This is a genomic window from Paraburkholderia sp. MM5384-R2 (assembly GCF_014201025.1).
Classification (GTDB): domain Bacteria; phylum Pseudomonadota; class Gammaproteobacteria; order Burkholderiales; family Burkholderiaceae; genus Paraburkholderia; species Paraburkholderia tuberum.
This window is the reverse complement of record NZ_JACHDI010000001.1, coordinates 723,785-749,386: the sequence shown is the minus strand read 5'-3', so window position 1 is coordinate 749,386 and position 25,602 is coordinate 723,785. Positions and strand designations below refer to the sequence as shown.

The window sequence follows — 25,602 nt, the reverse complement described above, 5'->3', positions numbered from 1 at the left end:
CATGAAACCTGTCTTCGTCGGCATCATCGGTTGCGGCAACATCAGCGATGCCTATTTCACCGGCGCGGCGAATTCGGAATTCGTCCGCATCAAGGCCTGCGCCGACTTGCGTCCGGAGGCCGCCCGGGCCAAGGCCACGCAGCACGGCGTCGCCGCGATGACGGTGGATGCGCTGCTGGCCGACCCCGACATCGAAATCGTCATCAACCTGACGGTGCCGCACGCGCATGTGCCGGTAAGCCTGCAGATTCTGGAGGCGGGCAAGCACGTCTACCTCGAAAAGCCCCTGGGTACCGAGTTCGCGTCCGCACGCGCGATGCTGGCGCGAGCCGAGGCTTCGGGATTACGCGTGGGCTGCGCACCGGACACCTTCTTCGGCGCGGCCCATCAGGCGTGCCGCGCGGCGCTCGATGCGGGCCGCATTGGGCGTGCCATTGGCGGGGCCGTGGCCGTGTTGTCCCGCGGCATGGAGTCCTGGCATCCCAATCCTGAGTTTTTTTTCAAGCCTGGCGGCGGCCCGATTCACGACATGGGCCCGTATTACGTGACGCAGTTGGTCAACCTGCTTGGGCCGGTGGCACGCGTGTCTGCTTGCGCCACCATCGGTTTTCCCCAGCGCATCATCTCCAGTGAGCCGCTGAGGGGCCAGGTCATCGAGGTCGAGGTGCCCACCACGGTCAACGGTATCCTGCATTTTGAGAGTGGGGCCAACGTGGTGATGAGCGCCTCCTGGGACGTGTGGGCCCATCAGCGTGCGCCTATCGAGATCTATGGCACGGAAGGTAGCCTGTTGGGCGTCGATCCCAATTTCTTTGGCGGGAGTCCGCGCGTCGCTGAACGTGATAGCGGCTTTAAGCCGCTCGACACACAGGTCCATGCTTTTGGCGTCGACAACTTCACGTTGAGGAGTGGTGCGCGGGTGGCCAATTACCGCGCTGTGGGCGTGCTGGACATGGCCATGGCGTTGCGCCGAGGTCGGCCGCATCGCGCGAGCGGCGAACTGGCGTTACACGTGCTGGAGGTGCTGGATGCCTTCGAACGCTCGTCGCGCGAGGGGCGGCACGTCGATATCGAGACCGTCGTGCAGCGACCCGTCGTCGTGCCATTGGGTCGAGGCGAAGAGGTGTTTCTCGCCGACTGACTCACCTGACTTCCGGAGTGATCAAGCCGGTTGCGACGTGATCCGACTGCGACCATCAGATCACGCCCCGGCTGATACAGCTCGCGCGACTCACCTCGCCGCCGACTATCCGCGACCGGGCACAGCCGCGCCGTCGCCGTCGCCGTCGCTGGCCGTCGCCGCGTCGCGCGTCTCGGGCATCGCCGCCCACACCAGCAGCACCGCGAGCGCACCGGCCGCCGCGAGGCAGAAGAAGCTCACCGTGTTGCCGAAATGATCGGCGACGAAGCCCGCCGCCGTCGTGCTCAACGTCGCGCCGATGCCGGCCGCGAGCCCGAACAGGCCGATACACAGGTTGTAGCGGCCCTTGCCGCCGGCGACGTCGGCGGCGATCAGCGGCAGCATCACGCCGAACACCGCGGCGCTCAAGCCGTCGAGCATCTGCACCGGCACGAGCAGATAGGGGCTGCTGATGCCCGCGAACAGCAGCGCGCGGATCGGCAACGCGGAGAAGCCGAGCAGCAGAATCGGCCGGCGGCCCCAGCGTTCGGCCGAGCGCCCGACCCACGGCGACATCATCGCGACGATCGCCTGCGGCACGATGATGCATGCCGCGATCACGAGCTGCACGTTGTCTCCCATGCCGGCCGTCACTTCGCCGGCGGCCAGGTTCAGCATCGCCGCGTTCGACAGGTGGAACAGCACGATGCAGGCGGCGAACAGCAGCATGCGCTTGTCGCGCAGCAGCTCGCGCAGGCTTTCGCGCCGCTCGAGCTGCTCGGGGGTGGGCGCCGCTTGCGGCAGCTCGATCGTGTCGGTGCGCTGGATCATCGCGAGCGCGATCAGCGCGGGAACCGCGAGGCCCGCGGTCAGGACGAACACCGCGCGCGGCGAGTAGTACTCGCCGAACAGTCCCATCAGACCAGCCGCGACCGCGCTGCCGATCGATGCCCAGCGCGCATTGCGGCCGAGCCGGTCGCCGAGATTCGCGCGACCCACCAGCGCGAACGAGATCGCCGCGAGCGCCGGCGTCAGCATGCAGCTCGCGAAGCCGTGGAACACCTCGGCGGCGATCACCGGCAGCACGGTCGGGCTGATCGCGAGCAGCATCGCGCTGAGGATGATCGCGCCGATCGCCCACGCGGCCGCCGCTTTCTTGTTGCGCAACGCGTCGACCGCGGCGCCGCCGGGCACCTGGCTGACCATCGCGCTGATCGTGCCGACCGACAGCACCATGCCGATCTCGCCCTGGGTCCACTTGTGCGATGCGAGGTAGGACGCGATGAACGGCCCGAAGCCCGTCTGCACGTTGGCGACGAAGAAGTTGAGCCAATCGAGAGCGCGCAGACTTCGCGCCGTGACCATAGTACGGACCGTCATCGGACCGCCCGTGCGTTGGAAACCGCGACGGCCGACGACGCGGCCGGCGGCGCCGAGGCCGCCGGGGCGGCGCTGGCGGCAGGCTGCGCGGGCGGCGCCGGCGACACCGCGCGAATCGGCTTGTCGCTCGCGTAGAGCGGCGTCGCGTTGATCTGCGCGTCGCTCAGATCGATCTGCGGATGCAGTTCCTTGTCGCGCGTGACGAAGCGCAGCGCCGACCAGTTCGCGGCGATCGTGCGCCGGTCGGGGCTGACCATGCCGCCGACGTCGAGGACGATCGCCTGCGGCTGCGCGTTGCCGTCGATCAGCACGTCGACCACACGGCCCACCTTGGCGCCGTTCGCGCGCTCGACGGTCGCATCGAGCAGCGGCAGTTCCAGCGGGTTCGATTTGTTCGCGGTGCTCGGCACGGCCGTCGGGTTCAGCGTGATCGGCGCCCCCTTCGCGGTCGGCGTGAAGTGGAACGCGCCCCACGGGAAGTTCACCTTGCGGTCGCCGACGCCGAGGAAGCCCTGCAGATTGACGACCATCTCGCGCGGCTTGCCGGCTGCGTCCGCGATCATGTCGACCGCGCGGCCGACCACCTTGCCGTCGGGCTTCTGCACCTGGCTGTCGAGCAGCGCGCGCGCGTCGCTGCGCTCGATCGTGCGCAGCACGATCAGCGGCGGCGGCGGCGGGGGCGGCGGCGGAGCCGGCACGACAACGGGCGGCGGCGGTTCGACCTTGTGCGGCTTCACGACCGGCTTCTTCGGTTTCTTCGGCACCTCGGGCCCCTCGTTCGCCTCGCTCTCGACCGGCTCGGGCGCGGACGCGGCGACCGGCGCGCTTGCCGGCTCGACCGGCATCACCGTCGCATCGACGATCGGCGCCTGCTGCGTACCCCACAGCAGGCTGCTGCAGCCGGACAGCGCGGCGAGCGCGAACAGCGCGGCCACGGTGCACAGCCAGCGGAACAGTCGAAGCACATCGAGCGAATCAGGCGAATCGAGCGGGCCAAGCGATCCAAGCGGTCCAAACGGGACAATCGGCAGGCGCCCGGCGGGGCGCGGAAAACCGCCAGTCATCAGGAAAAACTCCACGGGCAGGTGCGGACGGGCGCGATGAGCCGCCGCGGTTGGATGGGGTACGGCCCAGAGTTTAACCTGCGCTGCCGCGCGGGCAGCCTCTCGCCGGTTGCGTTGCAGGCGGTTTCGCCGATGCGCTGGCGGTATAGCGTTGCACGCCGCGTGCCTGGAACGCGATCGCCGGGGTGGGTTCGTGCGTTTCGCGGCTGCCCGTATGCCGTAGGTGTATACGCGCGCAGCGCTCGCGCGAGCGACCGTCGCGCAAAAGTTATAAGTCGCGCGACATGTCCGGCATGCCATTCATGCGATTGGACACATAGTTCGCTTCACCTACATTTCGACTCAGAAAAGCGTTACCCACACCAACCAATCCACGAGACGAACCTGATGACGGCCGCTTTAGCGGCCGTTTCAGCGCGCTGATAAAGGAGGCACTCATCATGATGGAACCCCAGGCCCTCGCGAATTCCGACGTCGCGAGCGAATCCTTCGACACCGAATCATTCCGCGGTAAGGGCTTTCTCGACCGCTACTTCGACATTTCCGCGCGCGGCAGCACGCAGCGCCAGGAGATCGTCGCGGGCATCACGACCTTCCTCGCGATGGTCTATTCCGTGTTCGTCGTGCCGGGCATGTTCGGCAAGGCGGGCTTCGATACCAGCGCGGTGTTCGTCGCCGTGTGTCTGACCACGGCGTTCGGCTCGCTGCTGATGGGTGTGTGGGCGCGTCTGCCGATCGCGATCGGCTGCGCGATCTCGCTGACCGCGTTCACCGCGTTCGGCCTCGTGCTCGGCAAGGGGCTGCATCCAACCGTTGCGCTCGGCGCGGTGTTCCTGATGGGCGTCGTGTTCACGACGATTTCGGTGACCGGCGTGCGCTCGTGGATATTGCGCAACCTGCCTGTCGGCATCGCGCACGGCACCGGGATCGGCATCGGCCTGTTCCTGCTGCTGATCGCCGCGAACGATGTCGGGCTCGTGGTCAAGAATCCGGGCGCGGGGCTGCCGGTGTCGCTCGGCAATATTGCGGCGTTGCCGGCGCTGATGTCGGTCGCCGGACTCGGCGCGATCTTCGGGCTCGTGCGGCGGCGCGTGCCGGGCTCGATCCTGATCGTGATCGTCGCGATCTCGGCGATCGGGCTCGCGATCGATCCGGCCGTGGCGTTTCACGGCATCTTCGCGGTGCCGTCGTTGAGCGCGCCGGGGCATGCGTCGCTGATCGGCGCGATGGACGTGAAGGGCGCGCTGTCGATGGCGGTGCTGCCGAGCGTGCTCGCGCTCGTGATGACCGCCGTGTTCGACGCGACCGGCACGATCCGCGCGGTCGCGGGCCAGGCGGGGCAGCTCGACGAAAACGGCCGCATCATCAACGGCGGCCGCGCGCTGACCGCCGATTCGCTGAGCTCGATCTTCTCGGGCCTGCTCGGCGGCGCGCCGGCGGCCGCGTATATCGAGTCGACGGTCGGCGTCGCGGCGGGCGCGAAGACGGGGATGGCGGCGGCGGTCGTCGGTCTGCTGTTTCTCGTCGTGATGTTCTTCTCGCCGCTCGCCGCGCTGGTGCCTTCGTATGCGACCGCGCCCGCGCTGATGTACGTGGGGCTGCTGATGCTGTCGAACGTCAGCAAGCTGCATATGGACGACATGGTCGACGCGATGGCGGGGCTCGTGTGCGCGGTGTTCATCGTGCTGACCGCGAACATCGTGACCGGCATCATGCTCGGCTTCGCGACGCTCGTGATCGGGCGCGTCGTCAGCGGCGAGTATCGCAAGCTCAATGTCGGGACCGTGGCGATCGCAGTCGTGCTGGTCGGGTTTTATGTCGGCGGCTGGGCCATCTGAGTTTCGTTGCGGCTCCTTGACTTTCGCGTCAGCGTCTCTAAACCTTAACCTTGAGGTCAAGCCCTGCATCCGCAGGAAAGGAGACGCAGATGGAACCGCAACATCGCATCGGCAGCCGGGAAGAGTGGCTCGCCGCGAGCCGCGCGCTGCTCGCCGACGAAAAAGCGCATATGCGCGCCGGCGACGAACTCGCGCGCAAGCGCCGCGAATTGCCGTGGGTCAAGGTCGACAAGGTTTATACGTTCGATACGCCGGAAGGCCGCAAGACGCTCGCGGAGCTGTTCGACGGCCGCAGCCAGCTGATCGTTTATCACTTCATGCTGGGCCAGGACTGGGAAGAGGGGTGCGTCGGCTGCTCGTTTCTGTCGGACCATATGAGCGGCATTCTCACGCATCTGGTCCATCACGACGTCAGCTATGTGACGGTATCGCACGCGCCGCTCGAGAAGATCGACGCGTTCAAGCGGCGCATGGGGTGGACTTTTCCGTGGGTGTCGTCGAGCGGCAGCGATTTCAATTTCGACTACCACGTGTCGTTCACGCCGGAGCAGGTGGCGAGTAAAAAGGCGTTCTACAACTTCGCCGAGCAGGACGTCGGCATTGACGAACAGCACGGCCACAGCGTGTTCTACAAGGACGCAAACGGCGACGTGTATCACACGTACTCATGCTACGCACGCGGCGACGAGCGCTTCGTGAACACCTACGCGCTTCTGGACATCGCGCCGAAAGGCCGCAACGAGAACAGTAGTCTGACCGACTGGGTCAGGCATCACGACCGCTACGACGACCACGCGCGCGCGGCTTGCCCGGCGTGCGGATCGTACACGGTGTGAAGCGGTGAAGCGGTGAAGCGGGTCGGCGAAGGGGGCGAGGGGCGCGCGCCGCGCTAGCTGGCGCGGCGCCTCTGTGCTGCACGAGCGCTGCATCAGCTCGCTACAGCGCCATCTCGAAGGCGGGTCTGACGAACATTTCCATCGCCATCACGACGAGGCTCATCGCCGCGGCCGCGAGCGTCAGCACGCCGTATTCGTCGTAGCGCGTGTCGTACAGACACGCGACGACGAACAGAATCGCCATCAGGTTGGTCAGCCAGTCGAAGTTCAGCGCGAAGCTCATCGGTCGAATCGGGGCGTGTGTGCGACGGTGGAATCGCACCGTCAGGTGCCCGCGATTTTATCGAAAGGAGCTTACGGATTCGCAACGGCCGCGCTTACACAGCTTACGGTGCGCGGCGCGCAAAGCCGCGTCAAACGGTGCTTTGCGGCCCCATCATGTCGCGTTCGATCCATTCGGTCACCGACGTGCGCCGCGGTTGCCAGCCGAGCAGTTTGCGCGCGCGTTCGCCGCGCACGCGGCTGTTCGAGCCAAGACCGTACGAGGCCATTTCGTAGCCCCATTCCTGTTTCGCGTCTTCGAGCGGCCAGTCCTGCGGCGCGCCGAGCTTCATCGCGCGTGCGATCGCGGCGCTCATGTCGCGGAACGATGCTTCGCCGCTTTCGACGAAATAGAACGTGCCGGCAGGGGTTTTATCGAGTGCGAGGCGATACAGCTCGGCGACGTCGTCGATATGCACGTTCGACCAGACGTTGCCGCCGCTGCCCACATGACGCACCACGCCGCTTTTCTGCGCTTGGCGCACGAGTCGCGGCAACTGCACGCTAGCGCTGCCGGCCACCGCGCCGTGACCGTAAATCAGCGTGTTGCACAGCACGGCCGAGCGCACGTTGCGTTGCGCGGCGTCGAGCACCAGTTGATCGATCGCGACGCGCGCGGCCTTGTCGGCGGTCGGGGTGGGCAGCGCGTCTTCGTGATAGATGCGTGCTTCACCCGCTTCGCCGCCCGACGCATCGCCGACGATGCTCGACCCGCTGGTGTGCAGGAACACCTTGCCCGAACCGGCGAGTCCGTCGATCAGCGCGCGTACCGCGCCTTCGTGATCGCTGCTCGCGGCGTTGATCACCGCGTCGGCCGCTTGCGCTTCGGCGATCAGCAACGCGCGGTCGTCGAGCGTGCCGGGCACGGGCTCGATGCCGAGCCGCTGCAACCCGCCGCTGTGTTCGGGTTGGCGAATCAGCCCGCGCACCTGATGGCCGGCGCGCGCCAGATGCGTCGCGATCGAGCCGCCGATAAAACCGCTTGCGCCAGTAACGAAAATCTTCAAGACGTTCTCCTGAGGGAAATGCCAAGACCGCAATCTCTTGCATGGGATCGGAGTAAGCGCTAAAGCGCCAACTCCGATCGACAGGCACGCAGTATCGCTCGCGCGGATTCTCGCAAAAAGCGTGTTAGTCTCAAATCAATCTTGATCTGAAATCAACAATGAAAACCTCCACCGACGAATTGCTGGTGTTCGTCACCGTGATCGACAGCGGCTCGATTACCGCGGCGGCCGAGAAGCTGGGGCAGACCGTCTCCGGCGTGAGCCGCGCGCTCACGCGCCTCGAGCAGAAGCTCGACACCGCGCTCGTGCGGCGCACGACGCGGCGTCTGCATCTGACCGAGGAAGGCGACGCGTTCCTGCGGCGCGCCCGCGCGATCCTCGACGCGCTCGAAGAGGCCGAGGAGTCAGTCGCGCGCGGGCGGCAACGGCCGTCGGGGCGCTTGCGCGTCGATGCGGCGTCGCCGTTCATGCTGCATTGCGTGGCGCCGCATATGACCGCGTTTTCGGCGCTGTATCCGGAGATCCGGCTCGAATTGACCAGCAACGAGCGGATCGTCGATCTGCTCGAACAGAAGGTCGACATCGCGATTCGCATCGGCGCGCTGCAGGATTCGACGCTGCATGCGCGCGCGCTCGGCGAGAGCAGGCTGCGCGTGCTCGCGAGCCCGGCGTATCTGGCCGAGCACGGCGAGCCGACCACGCTCGACGCGCTGCACGCGCATCGGCTGATCGGCTTTACGGCGCCGGAGCATTTGAATCGCTGGCCGTTGCGGGAAGGGGGCAGGGGAACGAAGCGCGCCAAGGGGCAGCGCGACGAAGCCGCGCTGCTGAAGATCGCACCGTCGATCACCGCATCGAGCGGCGAAACCTTGCGGCAACTGGCGCTGTCCGGGTGGGGCGTCGCCTGTCTGGCCGACTTCATGACCGCCGGCGATGTGCGCGAAAACCGCCTCGTGCCGATTCTCGGCAACCTGCTCGTCGATGAACGGCAGCCGGTGCATGCGGTGTACTACCAGAGCGCATCGCTCGCGGGGCGCGTGCAGTGCTTTCTGGATTTCATCGCGGCGCGGGTCAAGCTCTGATCCGCGTCGCAGCGCCTTCTGTCCTATAACCCAGATATCGGCGGAGCCGGCGTGTCCGGCTTCCCGCCAGCGAGAGCTCGCCAATTTTGGCCAGATGGCGACCCGCGCCGCGAAGGTGTATATACAACTGTGGGCTAAATCACGGCGGTCACGCCGACCCATGCGTCCAGGACCCGCCGCCTGCGACCTGCCGCCAAACCCGCCGCGCTCCCGCCGAGCCACGTGCCAAATAATGGAAATCCCCAGGCACGAAATCTCGAAAAACAAGTTGTATATACAAGACCCGCCGGCTAGACTTATTTGAACTTGTATAGACAGGACGACAACCATGATTCTGAAGCCCGGCTACCTGAGCCTCCCGCAACTGCGCCAGATCGCCCGTGAGCAGGTCACCCTGCAACTCGATCCCGCGAGCCATGCCGCCATCGACGCGTGCGCGCAGGCCGTCGCCGACATCACCGCCAGGGGCGAGCCGGCTTATGGCATCAATACCGGCTTCGGCCGCCTCGCCAGCACGCACATTCCGCGCGATCAGCTCGAACTGCTGCAACGCAATCTGGTGCTGTCGCACGCGGTCGGCGTCGGCGAGCCGATGTCGCGCCCGGTCGTGCGTCTGTTGATCGCGCTGAAGCTGTCGAGCCTCGGCCGCGGCCACTCGGGCATCCGCCGCGAAGTGATGGAGGCGCTGATCGCGCTGTTCAACGCCGACGTGCTGCCGGTGATCCCGGTCAAGGGCTCGGTCGGCGCGTCGGGCGACCTCGCGCCGCTCGCGCATATGTCGGCGACCCTGCTCGGCGTCGGCGAAGTGTTCGCGAAGGGCGAGCGCATGCCGGCCACCGAAGGCCTCGCGCTCGTCGGTCTGAAGCCGCTGACGCTGCAGGCGAAGGAGGGTCTCGCGCTGCTGAACGGCACCCAGGCTTCGACCGCGCTCGCGCTGTACAACATGTTCGCGATCGAAGACCTGTACCGCACGGCGCTCGTCGCCGGCGCGCTATCGGTCGATGCGGCGATGGGCTCGGTCAAGCCGTTCGACGCGCGCATCCACGAACTGCGCGGCCATCGAGGCCAGATCGACGCGGCCGCGGCTTATCGCTCGCTGCTGCAAGGCTCGGCGATCAACGTGTCGCACGCCGATTGCGACAAGGTGCAGGACCCGTACAGCCTGCGCTGCCAGCCGCAGGTGATGGGCGCGTGTCTCGATCAGATGCGCAATGCCGCCGAAACGCTGCTGATGGAAGCGAACGCGGTCTCCGACAATCCGCTGATTTTCCCGGACACCGGCGAAGTGCTGTCGGGCGGCAACTTCCACGCCGAGCCGGTCGCGTTCGCGGCCGACAACCTGGCGCTCGCCGTGGCGGAAATCGGCGCGCTCGCCGAACGCCGCATCGCGCTGCTGATCGACGCGACGCTGTCGGGCCTGCCGCCGTTCCTCGTCAAGGATGGCGGCGTGAACTCCGGCTTCATGATTGCGCACGTGACGGCCGCCGCGCTCGCCTCGGAAAACAAGACGCTCGCGCATCCGGCTTCGGTCGATTCGCTGCCTACGTCCGCGAACCAGGAAGACCACGTGTCGATGGCGACGTTCGCCGCGCGCAAGCTCGGCGATATTGCCGACAACACCGCGAACATCCTGTCGATCGAACTGCTCGCCGCCGCCCAGGGCGTCGATCTGCGCGCGCCGCACAAGACCAGCCCGAGCCTGCAGAAGGTGATGGACCTCGTGCGCAAGGACGTCGCGCACTACGAGCTCGATCACTACTTCGCGCCGGACATCGCGGCGGTCACGAAGCTCGTGCAGGCCGGCGCGGTCGCGAAGCTGAGCCCGTTCTCGTTCGCGTCGGAACAATGAGTCGTCGAGAGCGCGGATCACGCCGATGAACGCACCCGCTTATCAGGGCATCAAGGACTTCATCCTCGCGCGCATTCATGCGGGCGAGTGGGCCGAAGGCGACCAGGTGCCCTCCGAAAACGAGCTTGCGCGCGAATTCAGCGTCGCGCGCATGACGGTCAACCGCGCGTTGCGCGAGTTGACCTCGGAGCAGGTGCTGACACGTGTACAAGGCTCGGGCACTTTCGTGGCCCGTCCCAAGTATGAGTCGACCCTGGTGGCGATCCGCAGCATCTCCGATGAAATCGTTGCGCGCGGTCATCGCTATCAGGCGAGGGTGCTGAACATCGGCGCCAGCATTGCCGATGCGGCGCTCGCCGAAGAGATGCAGGTGAGCGCGGGCAGCCCCGTGTTTCATTCGCGCCTGCTGCATTTCGAAAACGACGAGCCGGTGCAGCTCGAGGAACGCTGGGTCAATCCGGCCGTCGCACCCGAATACGCGCGGCAGGACTTCACGAACACCACGCCCAACCAGTACCTCGTGCGCGTCGCGCCGCTGCAGCGCGTCGAGTACCGCATCGAGGCGCTCGCCGCCGACGAGATCACGCGCGAGCTGTTGAACATGAGTGAACGCGAGCCGTGTCTCGTGCTGCACCGGCGCACGTGGTCGCAAGGCGAGGTCGCCTCGATCGCGAATCTGTGGCATCCGGGCACCCGTTACCGCTTCACTGGGCATTTCTGAATTCGCTTTTTCGTCTTCGCCGAATCTTTATCGAACCTCTTCACGCATGATTAGGGACACCATGAACAATCCGAAACACATCGATCCGCGTCTCGATCCGACTCGCACGATCCGCGCACCGCGCGGCGCGGAAAAGACCTGCAAGACCTGGATCGCGGAAGCCGCGTACCGGATGATCCAGAATAATCTGGACCCCGAAGTCGCCGAGCACCCGCACGCGCTCGTCGTGTACGGCGGCATTGGCCGCGCCGCGCGCAACTGGGATTGCTTCGATCAGATCCTCGCGTCGCTGAAGGACCTGAACGAAGACGAAACGCTGCTGATTCAGTCGGGCAAGCCGGTCGGCGTGTTCCGCACCCATGCGGACGCGCCGCGCGTGCTGCTCGCGAACTCGAACCTTGTGCCGCACTGGGCGACGTGGGAACACTTTCACGAACTCGACCGCAAGGGCCTGATGATGTACGGCCAGATGACCGCGGGCAGCTGGATCTACATCGGCAGCCAGGGCATCGTCCAGGGCACCTACGAGACCTTCTTCGCGGTCGCGAACCAGCACTTCAACGGTGACCCGAAGGGCCGCTGGATTCTGACCGGCGGTCTCGGCGGCATGGGCGGCGCGCAGCCGCTCGCGGCGACGATGGCGGGCTTCTCGATGATCGCGGTCGAATGCGACGAGACGCGCATCGACTTCCGTCTGAAGACGCGCTACGTCGACAAGAAGGCGAAGACGCTCGACGAGGCGCTCGCGATGCTCGACGAAGCGAAGCGCGCGGGCAAGCCGATCTCGGTTGGCCTGCTCGGCAATGCCGCCGACGTGTTCGCCGAGTGCGTCGCGCGCGGCATCACGCCGGACTGCGTGACCGACCAGACGAGCGCGCACGATCCGATTCACGGCTACCTGCCGCAGGGCTGGACGGTCGGAGACTGGCGCGAGCGCATGAAGACCGCGCCGGAAAGCATCGTCACGCCGGCCAAGCAGTCGATGGCCGCGCAGGTGCAGGCGATGCTGACGCTGCAGGAACGCGGCGCGGCAACGCTCGACTACGGCAACAACATTCGCCAGATGGCGCTCGAAATGGGCGTGGAAAACGCGTTCGATTTCCCGGGCTTCGTGCCGGCGTATATCCGGCCGCTGTTCTGCGAAGGCAAGGGCCCATTCCGCTGGGTCGCGCTGTCGGGCGATCCCGAGGACATCTACAAGACCGATGCGAAGGTGAAGGAACTGATCCCCGACGATCCGCATCTGCACAACTGGCTCGACATGGCGCGCGAGCGCATCGCGTTCCAGGGTCTGCCGGCGCGGATCTGCTGGGTCGGCGTGAAGGATCGCTATCGTCTCGGCCAGGCGTTCAACGAAATGGTCAGGAACGGCGAGCTGAAGGCGCCGATCGTGATCGGCCGCGATCACCTCGATACCGGTTCGGTCGCGAGCCCGAACCGCGAAACCGAATCGATGAAGGACGGCTCGGACGCGGTCAGCGACTGGCCGTTGCTGAACGCGCTGCTGAACACGGCGGGCGGTGCGTCGTGGGTGTCGTTGCATCACGGCGGCGGCGTCGGCATGGGCTTCTCGCAGCACGCGGGCGTCGTGATCGTCGCGGACGGCACGCAAGCCGCGCACCAGCGCCTCGGCCGCGTGCTGTTGAACGATCCGGCCACCGGCGTGATGCGTCACGCGGATGCGGGCTATGAACTCGCGCAGCAGACGGCGCGCGAGGCCGGTCTCAATCTGCCGATGCTGGGCCGCTGATCGTGACCATGGCCAACCACGCGGGCGGCATGGCAGGCGTCACGCTGATTCGCGGCGCCGACCTCGTGGCGGCGCCGTGGAAAAACGGCGGCGGGCTCACGCGTGAGGTCGCGGCGTTTCCGTCGCCAGGCGGCGGGCAGGGTGCGGCGAGCGCCGACTTCGTGTGGCGCGTGAGCGTCGCCGAGGTTGCGCAGGCGGGACCGTTCTCGCGCTTCGACGGCGTCGACCGGACGCTGGTGTTGCTGTCTGGCGCGGGCATGCTGCTCGATGAGCTGGGCGACGCGGGCGTCGCCTCGACGCATGTGTTGCGGCAGCCGCTCGACATCGCGCGCTTCGATGGCGCGACGCGCATCGATGCGCGGCTCGTCGACGGCGCGACGCGCGACTTCAACCTGATGGTGCGGCGCGCCGTGGCGCAGGGCGAGTTGGACGTGTGGCGCACTGGCACGCGGCAGGATGCGCCGCGCGTGCTCGACGGCGACGTGGCGCTGCTGTTTTGCGCGGGCGGCGCGATCACGGTCGGACTGGCGGCGGACCACGCGCAAGCCGTGCGGCTCGACACCGGCGACACGCTGCGCGTCGACGGGCCGAACGCGCTCGCTTGTACGCTGACGGGCGACGGCGCGGTGCTCGCGATCACGATCCGCTACACGCGATGACGAATCAACCGCGATAGGGCCTCACATGCGCTCCATCGCGGACAACCCATCCACAGACACGCAACGAGCGGCAAAGAGCACGCGATGAAGCAAACCGTCTGGCATCACCTGAATTTGTGCCCGCAGGGCGATCCTCGCCACACGCTCGCCGATGCCGCGATTGCGGTCGACGGCGGCCGTATCGCGTGGCTCGGCGCTTTCGCCGATTTACCCACGCCCTATGCCGCATGGCCGCGCGAAGATCTGCGCGGCGCATGGGTGACGCCGGGCCTGATCGATTGCCATACGCACCTCGTGTACGGCGGCCAGCGCGCCGACGAATTCGCGCAGCGGCTCGCGGGCGTCAGCTACGAAGCAATCGCGCGACAGGGCGGCGGCATCGTGTCGACGGTGCGCGCGACGCGCGCCGCGGACGAAGCGTCGCTGTTCACGCAAGCGGCCGCGCGGCTCGAACCGTTGCTCGCCGAAGGCGTGACGGCGATCGAAATCAAATCGGGCTACGGCCTCGATCTCGCGAGCGAGCGCAAGATGCTGCGCGTCGCGCGGCAACTCGGCGAGCGCTATCCGGTCACGGTCTATACGACGTTTCTCGGCGCGCACGCGTTGCCGCCTGAATTCGCGGGCCGAGCGGACGCGTATATCGACGAAGTCTGCAACACGATGCTGCCCGCGCTCGCGGACGAAGGCCTCGTCGATGCGGTCGACGTGTTCTGCGAGCGCATCGGTTTTTCGCTGCAACAGAGCGAGCGCGTGTTCAACGCGGCCGCGCGCTACGAGCTGCCGGTCAAGATGCACGCCGAGCAGTTGTCGAACGGCGGCGGCACCGCGCTCGCGGCACGGCATCGCGCGCTGTCGGCGGATCACCTGGAGTTTCTCGACGAAGCCGGCGTCGCCGCGATGAAGGAAGCGGGCACCGTCGCGGTGCTGCTGCCGGGCGCGTACTACTTCATCCGCGAGACCCAGTTGCCGCCGCTCGAACTGCTGCGGCGCTACGAGGTGCCGATCGCGATCTCGACCGACAGCAACCCGGGCACCTCACCGGCGACTTCGTTACTGCTGATGATGAACATGGCGAGCACGCTGTTTCGCATGACCGTGCCCGAGGTGCTGCAAGGTGTCACCACGCACGCTGCGCGCGCGCTCGGCAAGAGCGATCGGCACGGTGCGCTGCAGGTCGGTCGCGCGGCCGACTTCGCGGTGTGGTCGGTCGATTCGCTGGCGGAGCTCGCTTACTGGATTGGCCGGCCGCTCTGCGCGCGCGTCGTGCGCGCGGGCGAAACCGTTTATACGCGGCGCGAGTCGCGTGTGACCTGAACTAGAACCTGAGAGATGACGCAATCCAATCAATCGCTGTTCGCCGCTGACGCGTATCTGCCTGAGGGCTGGCGCCGCAACGTGCTGCTCGAATGGGACGCTCACGGCACGCTGACCGCGGTCACGACGGATCGACCCGAGGCGCCGGCGGGTGTGCCGAAGGCGGCGGGCCCGCTGATGCCAAGCATGCCGAATCTTCACTCGCACGCGTTTCAGCGCGCGATGGCGGGGCTCACCGAATATCGCGCCAATGCGACGGATAACTTCTGGTCGTGGCGCCACCTGATGTATCGCTTTGCCGCGCGCATCACGCCGGAAGGCCTCGCGAGCGTCGCGCAGTGGCTCTACATCGAGATGCTGAAGGCGGGCTATACGTCGGTGTGCGAGTTCCACTACGTGCACCACGCGCAGGACGGCCAGCGCTACGCGAATCAGGCCGAGCTTGCGCAACGCGTGGTGGACGCGGCATCGGCGAGCGGTATCGGCATCACGATGCTGCCGGTGCTGTATCAGTACAGCGGCTTCGGCGCGCGCGCGCCGCGCGACGATCAGCGGCGCTTCATCAATACACCTGAGAGCCTGCTCGATCTGCTCGGCACGCTACGCGCCGCGCGCCCCGAACATGCGGCGCTGCGTTACGGCGTGGCGCCGCATTCGCTGCGCGCGGTATCGGAGGCGTCGCTGCGCACGTTGCTCGGCGGCATCGACGCAAGCGTGCCGGTCCACATCCATATCGCCGAACAGACCGCCGAGGTCGACGCGTGCCTCGAAACCGAAGGCACGCGGCCGGTGCAATGGCTGCTCGATCGTTTCGATGTGGACAGCCGCTGGTGTCTCGTGCACGCGACCCACGTCGATGCGAACGAAACGCTCGCGCTCGCGAAGAGCGGCGCGGTCGCGGGTTTGTGCCTGACCACCGAGGCCAATCTCGGCGACGGCATTTTTCCCGCGCAAGACTATCTCGACGCGCACGGCCGCATCGGCGTCGGCTCGGATAGCCATGTCGGCGTCGATTGGCGCGCCGAGTTGCGTCTGCTCGAATACGGCCAGCGTCTGACGCGCCGGCAGCGCAACGTGCTGGCGTCGGCGCAAGCTCCGCATGTCGCGGATCGTCTGTACGCGGCCGCGCTCGACGGCGGCGCGCGTGCGACCGGCCGCGCAGTCGGCGCGTTGCAGCCGGGCCGTCGCGCGGACTGGCTCGTGCTCGACGCCGACCATACGAGCATCGCCGGGCATGAGCGCGAGGCGTGGCTGTCAGGCGTCGTATTCTGCGAGCATGGCGATACGCCGATCCGCGACGTCTACGCGGGCGGCGTCAAGGTCGTCGACGATCGCCGGCATCGCGACGAAGAGGGCGCCTATGCGCGCTATCGCGCGGCGCTCGCGGAACTGCTCAAATAACGGCCATGACCCGCCGAACTGATTCTCCGATCCCACTGATTCCGGACTGACATGACTGCTTCGAACCTCACGCCGGTTTTCTCGCTGCATCAGGGAAGCCTGCCGCTGCTGATCTCGATCCCGCATCTGGGCACCCAAATCCCCGCCGACATCGCCGTGACGATGACACCGGTCGCGCAACGCACCGACGATTGCGACTGGCATCTCGATCGCCTGTACGCATTCGCGAAGCGCCTCGGCGCGTCGATCCTGACGCCGACCTACGCGCGCTACGTGGTCGACCTGAACCGTCCGCCCGACGGCGCGAACCTGTACCCGGGGCAGGACACTACGGGTCTGCTGCCGGTCGATACGTTCGACAGGGAGCCGCTCTATCGCGACGGCCATCTGCCCGACGACGCCGAAATCGCGCGCCGTCGCGACGCGTACTGGAAGCCGTATCACGACGCGCTGACCGGCGAACTCGCGGCGCTGAAGGCGAAGCACGGCAAGGTGCTGCTGTGGGAAGCGCATTCGATCCGCTCGCGCGTGCCGCGTTTTTTCGACGGACGTCTGCCGGATTTCAACTTCGGCACGTCGAACGGTGCGAGCGCCGCGCCGGGCCTGGCTGACGAACTCGCCGCGCTGGTCGGGCGTCACGGCGGCTATACGGCGATCGCCAATGGCCGCTTCAAGGGGGGCTATATCACGCGGCAATACGGGCAGCCCGAGCAGGGCGTGCATGCGGTGCAACTCGAGCTGTCGCAGATCACGTACATGGAAGAACGCCTGCCTTATGCATACGATGAAGACCTCGCCGCGAAGGTCGCGCCGCTGCTCGAAGCGCTGGTAACGGCGGCTCTCGCTCGCGTGAAATCAGCCTGAAGCTTGTATTCCTTTCTCACCACGCGGATCACGATTGCTGCAGGAGCGCGCGGCATCGTGGTCTGCGTCGGCCTGCATCGGTCAGCGTATCGCGAAGGTGTAACAGCATGTGTCCGTGATTGCGTGCGGGCGCGTTCATATGGAATGGTTTGAGCGTCGAGCGCGCACAGCGTATCGTGCGCCGGCTGTTTCAAGACGCGGCGCGCCATGAAAAAAAGCCCCGCGAAAGCGGGGCTTTTTGATGTGCACCGCATCCATCGACACGGTTTCACCGCCATTAGTGGCAGCGCTTTTCCCAATGATGATGCACGCGCACCTTATGGCACTCGTGCTGATGCTCATTGGCCTGAGCGGGGACGATTGCGCTCAGGGTGGCGACGGCTGCGGCGACGGCGAGAACGATTTTCTTCATTACAAAACCCTTAAGTCAGTGTTGTGGAGCAAGCCATGCAGCACGACGCGTGCCGCATCGGCGTGTAAGCATGCCACATCAAGCGGCCGCGGATAGGACCGGCGCGCGAATACGTGTGTCAATGCAACACGCGATGTGTCGTAAGCCCTGTTTTAACGCGCTTTGCGCTGAATTGGCCGGTGCGTACCGTGTCAAATGTGTACCTTCGGCATCTGGGCCCCACCGCACGCAAAGCGGCATAGCGGCATTGCACACGACACCGCGAGACGACTACCCTTTCAAAACGATGACATGCGCGACGCGGTCATCGATTCATCAGGCGAAAAGATGGAAGACCCAGCGATGGAAGATTCCGACGAATTGCTGCTGCCAGTCTGGCGCGCGAACCTGGTGTTGCTGACCAGCGAGGTCGGCGCCGCGAGCCGGCTCGCGCGCATGATGACGTTTTCCGCGAGCTACCTGAAGCTGATGCTGTCCGGGCAACGCGAATTCAGCGAGGAATTCGTGCGCGGCGTCGAGGCCGTCACCGGTTTGCCGGGCGGCTGGATGAACGTGCCGCACACCGGTCACGAGATCCCGCCGAATGCGCGCGAGGCAATCGACAACGAGCAGCCGCTCGCGCGCTTTCGGGGCACCGCGCATCCGGTGCGCAAGAAGACGGTGTTGCGGCCCGAGCCGATTTTTGGGCAGCCGCCGCCCGCGCGACGCATCGAGGAAGAAACGCTCGATGTCGAAGCGCACCGCCGTCACGCGCATTTTCGCAAGGTGCGCGATCTCGCGACGCAGGAAGTGCGGCGCTTCGAGCGGCATCTGCTGCACGCGCCGGTGGAGCTTGCGTCGATGCGCGCGAAGGTCGAGGACGTGATGGCCGCGGCCGAACTCGACGACCGCATTCAAGCCGACCTGGAGGGCCGGCTTGAACAGATCGACAAGCACCGGCACATGCTGCTGCGGCACGTGGAAAAACTGCAGGCGCTGCTGAGCCAGCTCGACGACGGCGAGTGAAGACGATCGACGGCGGCCGCTGCGTCGCGGGTGCGCCGGTGACTCCAATGCCGCTCGAGCTCGACGCGGCAACGCCGACCCCGGCCCGAAACGCACGGGTCGGCGATGTGCTACAACGACGACACGAACCTGTCCGAGGTGGATCTTGGGGAACGTCGTCGTCACGTTGGCGCACACGTCGATCGCGATGATCGGGCTCGCGTGCCGCGTGCGCGGCGTGCGCGCCGCGGCGTTGCTTGCCGCGCTATCCGCCGCGAGCGGCATCGTCTTGTCCCTTTGTGCGGCAGCCGGCGAAATCGCCACCTCCATCAACGAACGTGCCCCTGCGACGATCGAGCGCGACGTCCATTTGTTCGTGATCCAGAAAGACGGTTCCATCGAGGAACACGACGACACGCTGATGCGCGCGGACACGGCCAGCGGCGTCGACGAGATCGCGCAACGCTACGTGTGGTTCAACAAGGACATCGAGCAGGTGCAACAGTTGGCCGCCGAAACGATCGACCCCGACGGCACCGCGCATGCGGTCGGTCCCGAGGCGATCCGCGACGTGCAGGAGCCGCGCTCGTCCGGCGCGCCGAGCTTCGAGGACGGTGTGTTGCGCACCGTGATCTTCCCCGGCGTCACGATCGGCTCGCGCGTGCACCTGGAATTTCGCAAGACCCGCGCGAAGCCGCTGCAAGCGGGCACCTTCGCCTATCTGGTCGAGCCGTCGCTCCAGCCCGTCGACGAGCAGCGTCTGATCTTCGACCTTCCCGCCGACGTGCCGCTCTATGCGGATGCGCGCGGCTACGTCGCGATGCCGCCCGTCACCGCGAACGGCCGCACGCGCTACGAGTTCGACTACCGGCACGGCCCCTATGCGCGGCTCGAAGCGGGCGCGGTCGGCTACGCGAACTGGGGCGACCGGCTGATGGTGTCGACGGTGCCGGACTTCGCGAGCTTCGCCGCGCGCTATCGCGGTCCCGCCGAGAACGACGCGACCCGCGACGATCCCGCGATCATCGGTCTCGCACAGCAACTGACGGCCGGCCTTACCGATCCCCGCGACAAAGCCCGCGCGCTGTACGACTGGATGCGTCTGAACATCCGCTACGTCGCGCTTTTTCTCGGCGAGACGGCGGCGATTCCGCACAAGGCGGCCGATATCCTGCGCAACCGCTATGGCGACTGCAAGGACCACGTCGCGCTATACGGCGCGCTGCTCGCGGCCGCCGGCATTCGCAGCGAGCCGGTGCTGCTCAATCTCGGTCCGTACTACACGTTGCCCGAGGTCTCCGGCTACGGCGCGAGCGCGATCAATCACGCGATCATCTGGATTCCCGAGCTGGCGCAATTCGCGGACACGACGGCGGGCGGCACCGCGTTCGGCTATCTGCCTGGCGGCGTCATGGACCGACCGGTGCTGCTCGTCGACGACGGCGTGCTCGCGCGCACGCCGGCCACTCAACGGCGCGAACGCAAGGCGCGCGTGCAGATCGACATCGACGAAAACGGCACCGCACATTATGCGTACCGCGTCGAGGATCAGGGCTATACCGCGGAGCTCGAACGCAACACGTTCCGCCGCGCGACGCGCCAGGGCGCGCAGCAGCTTGCCGCCAGGCGTCTGCTGCAAGCGGGCTTGCACGGCTCCGCGCAATTGCAGACCGACGACGTCGCCGTGACCGGCGGTCCGTTCGCGACGTCGATGCAGGGCAGCGTGCCGCATCTGATCTGGCCGGACGGCACGACTGCTGTGCGGGCGCTCACGAGCCTCGCCGGCGGCATGGGCTCGCAGGTCGAGGCGTGGCTCGCGGAGCCCGTCAGAACGCAACCGTGGGCGTGCATCGGCGGGGAGTTCGATGAAACGCTGGAAATGAGCTTGCCGCGCTTCGTGCGCGTGACGGACCTGCCGACCGACAGCACGGTCGAGAACCCGTTGCTCACGTTTGCGTCGCACTACGTCTTCGATCCGGCGACGCGCACGTTGCAGGTCAACCGGCATCTGCGCGCCGCGTTCGGCCATCAGATGTGTACGCCAAACGAATTCGCGGCGATTCGCGACGCCCTCGTGCGCATCGAGCGCGATCTCGATGCCGAGGTGGTCGTCCGGGCGGCGAGCGCGTGGCAGTAGCGCGCCCCGCGCCGGCCGCGCGCCGGGCAGGGCCGCGACGATCTACCGGACGTGGAGCTTAGGTGCCGCTCTTGGTCACGACCGGCACCCACGCGCCGTTCTTCACCTGATACAGCGTCGACGCGCCGCTCTTCAACGCGCCGGTGCTGTCGAACGAGATCTTGCCGGTCACGCCGTCGTAGTCGATCGACTTGAGCGCTGGACGGTACACGTTCGGCGAGTCGGATTTGGCCTGCTGCATTGCCTTGATCGCGACCCACGCGCCGTCGTAGCCGAACGGCGCATAGGACAGCACGTCCGCGCCGAAGCGCTTCTTGAACTTCGCGTTGAAGTCCTTGCCACCCGGCAGTTGCGCGAGCGGGCGGCCGTATTCCCAGGCCATCGCGCCGTCGGACGCATCGCCCGCGAGCTTGATGAAGTCCTCGTCCATCACGCCGCCGCCGCCGACCAGCTGTGCGTTCAGGCCGAGCTGCTTCATGCGCCGCGCGAAGCCCGCCGCCTGGCTGTCGAGGCCGGCGAAGAACACGAGGTCCGCATTGGCGCCCTTGAACCTGGTGATCTGCGTGCTGAAGTCGACCGCGTGGTTGTCGGTGTAGTCGCGCGCGACGATGTTGCCGCCGTGCGCCTTCACGGCCTTCTCGAACTCGTCGGCTTCGCCCTGGCCGAACGCGGTGCGATCGTCGATGATCGCGATGCGCCTGGCCTTCGTCACCTCGACGGCATAGGCGCCCGCGTTGCCGGCGTTTTGCGCGTCGGTCGAAATCACCATGAAGGTGTTCGCGAAGCCGCGGCCCGTAATGATCGGATTCGTCGCGGCGGGATCGAGCACCGGAATGCCAGCCTGCTCGTAGACCTGCGAGGCCGGGATCGTCGTGCCCGAGTTGAAGTGGCCGACGACCACCGCGACGCCCGAGTCGACCAGCTTCTGCGCGGCCTGAACGCCGACGCGCGGGTCGGCCTGGTCGTCCTGCGAGACGATCTCGAAATGCGCGACCTTGTCGCCGATCTTGATCTTCTGCGCGTTGGCTTCGTCGATCGCGAGCCGCACACCGTTTTCCAGATCCTTGCCGTAGCCGGCATTGGCGCCCGTCAGCGGTGCGGCAAAACCGATCTTGACCGGCAGGTCGTCGGCGAAACTGGCAACAGGCGCGACGGCAAACATCGCACCCACGAGCATGGCCAGCGGTTTCAGCGTGTTGCGAAGACTCATGGTCTCTCCTTGCATCGACGGTAGTTATGAAAGCGGTACGACAGCAATGCGGTACGACACGTGAGGCCGAGGCAAGCCCTCGCGCATCGCAAGACTACGAAGGATCGCTCGCCGCTCACAATGCTGGAATGCGCGCACTGGCGTTGAGCCTCGCAGCGTGTTCGCGACGTCAATCTGGGGCGAATATAGAAAGCCAAATTGCCGTCGTCTTGGCAATTCGTGGCGTTTTGGATGAGCATTTCGGCATAGGCGGCAACAGGTGCATGTGGTGCACATGGAGCGTGCGTGAGGCATGCAAGCTGGCTTGCCGTGCGAAGGTCCGCCTGGGCTGCGGATTACGGCATATGCTTAAGAAGCCGGCGCGAGCGCGCCGGCCGGTGTTGCGTTGTTGCGTTGTTGCGTTGTCGAAGGAGATTCGAGCCTTTTGCCTAGCGCTCGCCTTGCTGGCGCAGCAGCTCTTCACGCAGACGCAAAAGCGGCGCCTTCGTGTCTTCGTCGGCCCACGTGTCGAGATCGTCGATCGCGCGCTGGCAGCCGTCGAGCACCACGTCGAGATCGACCGGCACGCCGTTGTTCAGCGCGAATTCGATCGTCTCGGCGAACTGCTGGCAATCGTCCTCGCCGTACGAGATGTCGAGATTGTCGGCGATGATTTCGGCGATGTTGCTGCGTGCCTTGTCGTCGGGCGTCACCATGTCGACGATGCCGCGCGCGACGGCGGCCGAGTAGTAGAGCGCGATATCGAGCCATTGCGCGGGATCGAAGTCGGGCTGGTCGAACTGGTTCTCGAAGAACTCGATCGCTTCCTGTTCGTGCGCTTCGTCCGCGTCGACGCTGATGCACAACTGCTCAAAAAATTCTTCCCGCTCGCTGCGGATATGACCGTCCATCGAATGCCTCGTCTGCTGAATGCCGAATGCTGAAAATGCCGTGGCGCGAGGGCGCAAGCCCTGGTCCACGCGGCACGCATTATAGGACGGCCGCCAGCAGGGTGCTGGCGAGGGCGCTCGGCAACGAGCGACGTGCCTAAGTCATCTAAGCCGTTTCCGCGACCCACGCATCGAACCACTCGCGCGGCTGGGCGATTTCATTTTGCATCGCCACCAGTTCGAGTTCATAGCGTCCGGCCTGCCAGGTCGCCTTGACGACCGCGTTGACCGCGGCGAGCGTGTGCTCGAAGGCCGAGCGGATCGAATCGCCGAGCAGCGTGCGCGCGACGAAGACCGCGCTCGTCAGATCGCCGACGCCGACCGGCTGGCGCGCGAACGGATAGAGCGGACGCTGTCCCATCCACGCTTCGCGTTCGGTGACGACGAGCATGTTGAAGCGGTCGGCGGGGCTGTTGCGATCGAGCAGATGCTTGACGAGCACGAGCTTCGGCCCACGCGCGAGCAGCTCGCGGCACGCGGTGACGGCTTCCTCGAACGTCTCGATCTCGCGACCGACGAGGCGCTGCAATTCGATGTGATTCGGCGCGATCCCGTCGGCGACCTCCGGCATCTCGCGCACGAGGAATTCCTGGATGCCCGGCTCGACCTTGTAGCCGCCCGCGGCGCTCATCACCGGATCGCAGAAGTACCAGGCGCGCGGATTGGCGGCCTTCACCGCCTTGACGATTTCGATCACCGACTGCGCCTGTTCCGTCGTGCCGAGATAGCCGGACAGCACCGCGTCGCAGCGCGGCAGCATGCCGATCGCGCCGATGCTGTCGACGAGATCTTCCATCTGCGATGCGTCGATCGCGCTGCCGCTCCAATGCCCGTATTGCGTGTGATTCGAGAGCTGCACGGTGTTGAGCGGCCACACGTTGACGCCGAGCCGGCACATCGGAAACACGGCCGCGCTGTTGCCGGCGTGACCGAACACGACATGGGACTGGATGCTCAGAACGTTTTTCGTCATGGTAAGGCTCGCGCAACCGGTCATGCGCGGTCAACAAAACACTGGAAGGGGAGGCTCGCGCGGGCGGGCCGAAGGCCCGGGCGCCGTGCGCGCAGACATGCCTGATACAGATGGTGCAGGAAAAACCCACGAACTGCATAGCCGGCAGGCCAGCAAACGATACAGGAGTTTGACAGCCGCGAGTTGATCCGTCCCCGTGCTGTTGCGCCGAACCATCAAACGCGCGTGAAGATTAACGAAACCTGACAGTTCAGCGTGCGGCGGATGCTTCAGACGAGCTCGCGATACAAGGCCAGATAGCGGTCGGCCGACGCGCCCCAGCCGAAGTCCTGGCGCATCGCGCGCCGCTGCGTGGCCTTCCATTCGGTGCGGCGTCCGTACAGCGCGAACGCGCGGCGGATCGCCGAGGCGAGTCCCTTCGGATCGAAGCGTTCGAACACGAAGCCGGTGGCGAAATCGTCGGCGAGGTTTTCGAGCGATGCGTCGGCGACCGTATCCGCGAGACCGCCGATGCAGTGCACGAGCGGCAGCGACCCGTAGGCGAGCGCATAGAGCTGCGTGAGCCCGCACGGCTCGAAGCGCGACGGCACCGCGACCACGTCGCTGCCGGCGATGATCGTATGCGCGAGGGTTTCGTCGAAGCCGAGCTCGACCGCGACCGATTCCGGATGCGCCTGCGCGACCATCCTGAGGCCATTCTCGAGCGCCGGATCGCCGGTGCCGAACACGACCAGTTGCCCGCCGCGCTTGACGATCTCGGGCACCGCGCCGAGCAGCAGATCGAGGCCCTTCTGCTCGGTCAGCCGGCTGACGACGCCGAACAGCAGCGCGTCGCTTCTCTGCGCGAGGCCGAAGCGCTTTTGCAGCGCTTCCTTGCAGGCGAGCTTGCCCGCCAGCCTCGACGCGCTGTAGTGCGTCGCGAGCAGCGTATCGGTGGCGGGATTCCACACCGTGTAGTCGACGCCGTTCAGGATGCCGCTCAGATCGTGCGCACGATGGCGCAGCAGTGCATCGAGCCCGCCGCCGTGCGCGAGCGTCTGGATTTCGCGCGCATAGGTCGGGCTGACGGTCGTGATGCGCTCGGCGTAGTAGAGCCCCGCCTTCAGGAACGACAACTGACCATAAAACTCGACGCCGTGCATGTTGAAGAAATCGTGCGGCAGGCCGAGCAGGCCGAACTGATGCGCGGGAAAAATCCCCTGGTAGGCGAGGTTGTGGATCGTGAACACGCTGCGCGCGGGCGCGCGGCCGTGCTCGCGTTCGGCGGCCTTCAGGTAGGCGGGCGCGAGCCCCGCGTGCCAGTCGTGCGCGTGGACGATCTGCGGCGACCACGTCGGGTCCGTTTGCTGCGCGAGTTGCGCGGCGACCCAGCCGAGCAGCGCGAAGCGCTGCGCGTTGTCGCCGTACGGCACGTGTTGGTCGTTCAGATACGGGTTGCCGGGGCGATCGTACAGCGACGCGGCGCGGATCACGTAGACGGCGAGCCCGTTGGTGGGCAGCGTGCCGCGTTCGAGCGTCACGTTCGGCGCGCCGAAGCGGCTGCCCAGTTGCGCGACCGGCTGCAGATCGCGCAGGCCGGCGAGCACGGCCGGAAAGCCAGGCAGCAGCACGCGCACGTCGGCGCCGCGCTCGATCAGCGCGGACGGCAGCGCGCCCGCGACGTCGGCGAGACCGCCCGTCTTGAGGAGGGGATACAGCTCGCTTGCGACGTGCAGGGCGCGAATCGTCATAGGCCGGGTCTCTGTCGGGGT

General features: G+C 66.4%; 22 protein-coding genes. 13 read left to right on the top strand and 9 right to left on the bottom strand.

The annotated features are described in order from the left end of the window. Position 1 precedes the first annotated feature (1 nt). Entirely contained in the window at positions 2 to 1,141 is a 1,140-nt protein-coding gene (locus HDG37_RS03470; RefSeq protein ID WP_184044292.1) for a Gfo/Idh/MocA family protein, read from the top strand. Positions 1,142 to 1,246: 105 nt separating this feature from the next. On the opposite strand, the gene HDG37_RS03465 is transcribed toward HDG37_RS03470, so the two are convergent. Both HDG37_RS03465 and HDG37_RS03460 read right to left on the bottom strand, forming a co-directional pair. Beyond that, entirely contained in the window at positions 1,247 to 2,500 is a 1,254-nt protein-coding gene (locus HDG37_RS03465; protein WP_184044290.1) for an MFS transporter, read from the bottom strand. Beyond that, on the bottom strand, positions 2,497 to 3,564 hold the full coding sequence (locus HDG37_RS03460; RefSeq protein WP_260332723.1) for a PRC-barrel domain-containing protein: 1,068 nt from the start codon (positions 3,562 to 3,564) through the stop codon (positions 2,497 to 2,499). The genes HDG37_RS03465 and HDG37_RS03460 overlap by 4 nt, the downstream gene beginning before the upstream one ends. A gap of 443 nt (positions 3,565 to 4,007) precedes the next feature. Between HDG37_RS03460 and HDG37_RS03455 the strand changes: the two genes are divergently transcribed. Continuing rightward, positions 4,008 to 5,402 (top strand): NCS2 family permease, encoded by a 1,395-nt coding sequence (locus tag HDG37_RS03455; RefSeq protein ID WP_409259898.1) that lies wholly within the window; start codon positions 4,008 to 4,010, stop codon positions 5,400 to 5,402. Between the two features lie 89 nt (positions 5,403 to 5,491). Beyond that, positions 5,492 to 6,238, top strand: coding sequence for a thioredoxin family protein (locus tag HDG37_RS03450; RefSeq protein WP_184044286.1), 747 nt, complete (start codon positions 5,492 to 5,494; stop codon positions 6,236 to 6,238). 100 nt (positions 6,239 to 6,338) lie between these two features. Here HDG37_RS03450 and HDG37_RS03445 read toward each other — a convergent pair whose 3' ends face one another. Next, on the bottom strand, positions 6,339 to 6,521 hold the full coding sequence (locus HDG37_RS03445; RefSeq protein ID WP_184044283.1) for a hypothetical protein: 183 nt from the start codon (positions 6,519 to 6,521) through the stop codon (positions 6,339 to 6,341). Between the two features lie 130 nt (positions 6,522 to 6,651). After that, complete coding sequence (locus HDG37_RS03440; RefSeq protein WP_184044281.1) at positions 6,652 to 7,566, bottom strand: NAD-dependent epimerase/dehydratase family protein; 915 nt, start codon at positions 7,564 to 7,566, stop codon at positions 6,652 to 6,654. 158 nt (positions 7,567 to 7,724) lie between these two features. On the opposite strand from HDG37_RS03440, the gene HDG37_RS03435 reads away from it, so the two are divergent. From HDG37_RS03435 to hutG, 8 genes are all read left to right on the top strand, one after another. After that, complete coding sequence (locus tag HDG37_RS03435) at positions 7,725 to 8,648, top strand: LysR family transcriptional regulator (protein ID WP_184044278.1); 924 nt, start codon at positions 7,725 to 7,727, stop codon at positions 8,646 to 8,648. 328 nt (positions 8,649 to 8,976) lie between these two features. Beyond that, positions 8,977 to 10,497, top strand: a complete 1,521-nt coding sequence (hutH, locus tag HDG37_RS03430; RefSeq protein WP_090803955.1) for a histidine ammonia-lyase — start codon at positions 8,977 to 8,979, stop codon at positions 10,495 to 10,497. Between the two features lie 25 nt (positions 10,498 to 10,522). Further along, positions 10,523 to 11,218, top strand: a complete 696-nt coding sequence (gene hutC, locus HDG37_RS03425) for a histidine utilization repressor (RefSeq protein WP_184044276.1) — start codon at positions 10,523 to 10,525, stop codon at positions 11,216 to 11,218. Between the two features lie 61 nt (positions 11,219 to 11,279). After that, positions 11,280 to 12,968, top strand: coding sequence for a urocanate hydratase (gene hutU / locus HDG37_RS03420; RefSeq protein WP_184044274.1), 1,689 nt, complete (start codon positions 11,280 to 11,282; stop codon positions 12,966 to 12,968). An 8-nt stretch (positions 12,969 to 12,976) separates the two neighbouring features. After that, on the top strand, positions 12,977 to 13,627 hold the full coding sequence (locus HDG37_RS03415; protein ID WP_184044272.1) for a HutD family protein: 651 nt from the start codon (positions 12,977 to 12,979) through the stop codon (positions 13,625 to 13,627). Between the two features lie 84 nt (positions 13,628 to 13,711). Then, the gene (hutI, locus tag HDG37_RS03410) at positions 13,712 to 14,941 is read left to right on the top strand and encodes an imidazolonepropionase (protein ID WP_184044270.1); all 1,230 of its coding nucleotides are present in this window, start codon (positions 13,712 to 13,714) and stop codon (positions 14,939 to 14,941) included. A 15-nt stretch (positions 14,942 to 14,956) separates the two neighbouring features. Beyond that, positions 14,957 to 16,342: a formimidoylglutamate deiminase gene (locus HDG37_RS03405; RefSeq protein ID WP_184044267.1), complete on the top strand. Its 1,386-nt coding sequence runs from the start codon at positions 14,957 to 14,959 to the stop codon at positions 16,340 to 16,342. Between the two features lie 51 nt (positions 16,343 to 16,393). After that, entirely contained in the window at positions 16,394 to 17,206 is an 813-nt protein-coding gene (gene hutG / locus HDG37_RS03400; protein ID WP_184044265.1) for an N-formylglutamate deformylase, read from the top strand. A gap of 277 nt (positions 17,207 to 17,483) precedes the next feature. On the opposite strand, the gene HDG37_RS38995 is transcribed toward hutG, so the two are convergent. Further along, positions 17,484 to 17,618 carry a hypothetical protein gene (locus HDG37_RS38995; protein ID WP_260332722.1) on the bottom strand — a complete coding sequence of 45 codons (135 nt, stop codon included), beginning with the start codon at positions 17,616 to 17,618 and terminating at the stop codon, positions 17,484 to 17,486. Positions 17,619 to 17,960: 342 nt separating this feature from the next. Here HDG37_RS38995 and HDG37_RS03395 point away from each other — a divergent pair, with 342 nt between their 5' ends. Both HDG37_RS03395 and HDG37_RS03390 read left to right on the top strand, forming a co-directional pair. Continuing rightward, positions 17,961 to 18,623, top strand: a complete 663-nt coding sequence (locus tag HDG37_RS03395; RefSeq protein WP_184044263.1) for a hypothetical protein — start codon at positions 17,961 to 17,963, stop codon at positions 18,621 to 18,623. A gap of 187 nt (positions 18,624 to 18,810) precedes the next feature. After that, a complete protein-coding gene (locus tag HDG37_RS03390) occupies positions 18,811 to 20,739 on the top strand; it encodes a DUF3857 domain-containing transglutaminase family protein (RefSeq protein WP_409259897.1) in 1,929 nt (642 codons plus the stop codon). Between the two features lie 58 nt (positions 20,740 to 20,797). Here HDG37_RS03390 and HDG37_RS03385 read toward each other — a convergent pair whose 3' ends face one another. The 4 genes from HDG37_RS03385 to glgA form a co-directional block, all read right to left on the bottom strand. Then, complete coding sequence (locus HDG37_RS03385; protein ID WP_184044259.1) at positions 20,798 to 21,949, bottom strand: branched-chain amino acid ABC transporter substrate-binding protein; 1,152 nt, start codon at positions 21,947 to 21,949, stop codon at positions 20,798 to 20,800. Between the two features lie 428 nt (positions 21,950 to 22,377). Continuing rightward, positions 22,378 to 22,839 carry a hypothetical protein gene (locus tag HDG37_RS03380; RefSeq protein WP_184044257.1) on the bottom strand — a complete coding sequence of 154 codons (462 nt, stop codon included), beginning with the start codon at positions 22,837 to 22,839 and terminating at the stop codon, positions 22,378 to 22,380. Positions 22,840 to 22,984: 145 nt separating this feature from the next. Further along, positions 22,985 to 23,851 (bottom strand): pyridoxal kinase PdxY, encoded by an 867-nt coding sequence (pdxY, locus tag HDG37_RS03375; RefSeq protein WP_184044255.1) that lies wholly within the window; start codon positions 23,849 to 23,851, stop codon positions 22,985 to 22,987. 269 nt (positions 23,852 to 24,120) lie between these two features. Continuing rightward, positions 24,121 to 25,581 carry a glycogen synthase GlgA gene (gene glgA / locus HDG37_RS03370; RefSeq protein WP_184044253.1) on the bottom strand — a complete coding sequence of 487 codons (1,461 nt, stop codon included), beginning with the start codon at positions 25,579 to 25,581 and terminating at the stop codon, positions 24,121 to 24,123. Positions 25,582 to 25,602 lie beyond the last annotated feature (21 nt).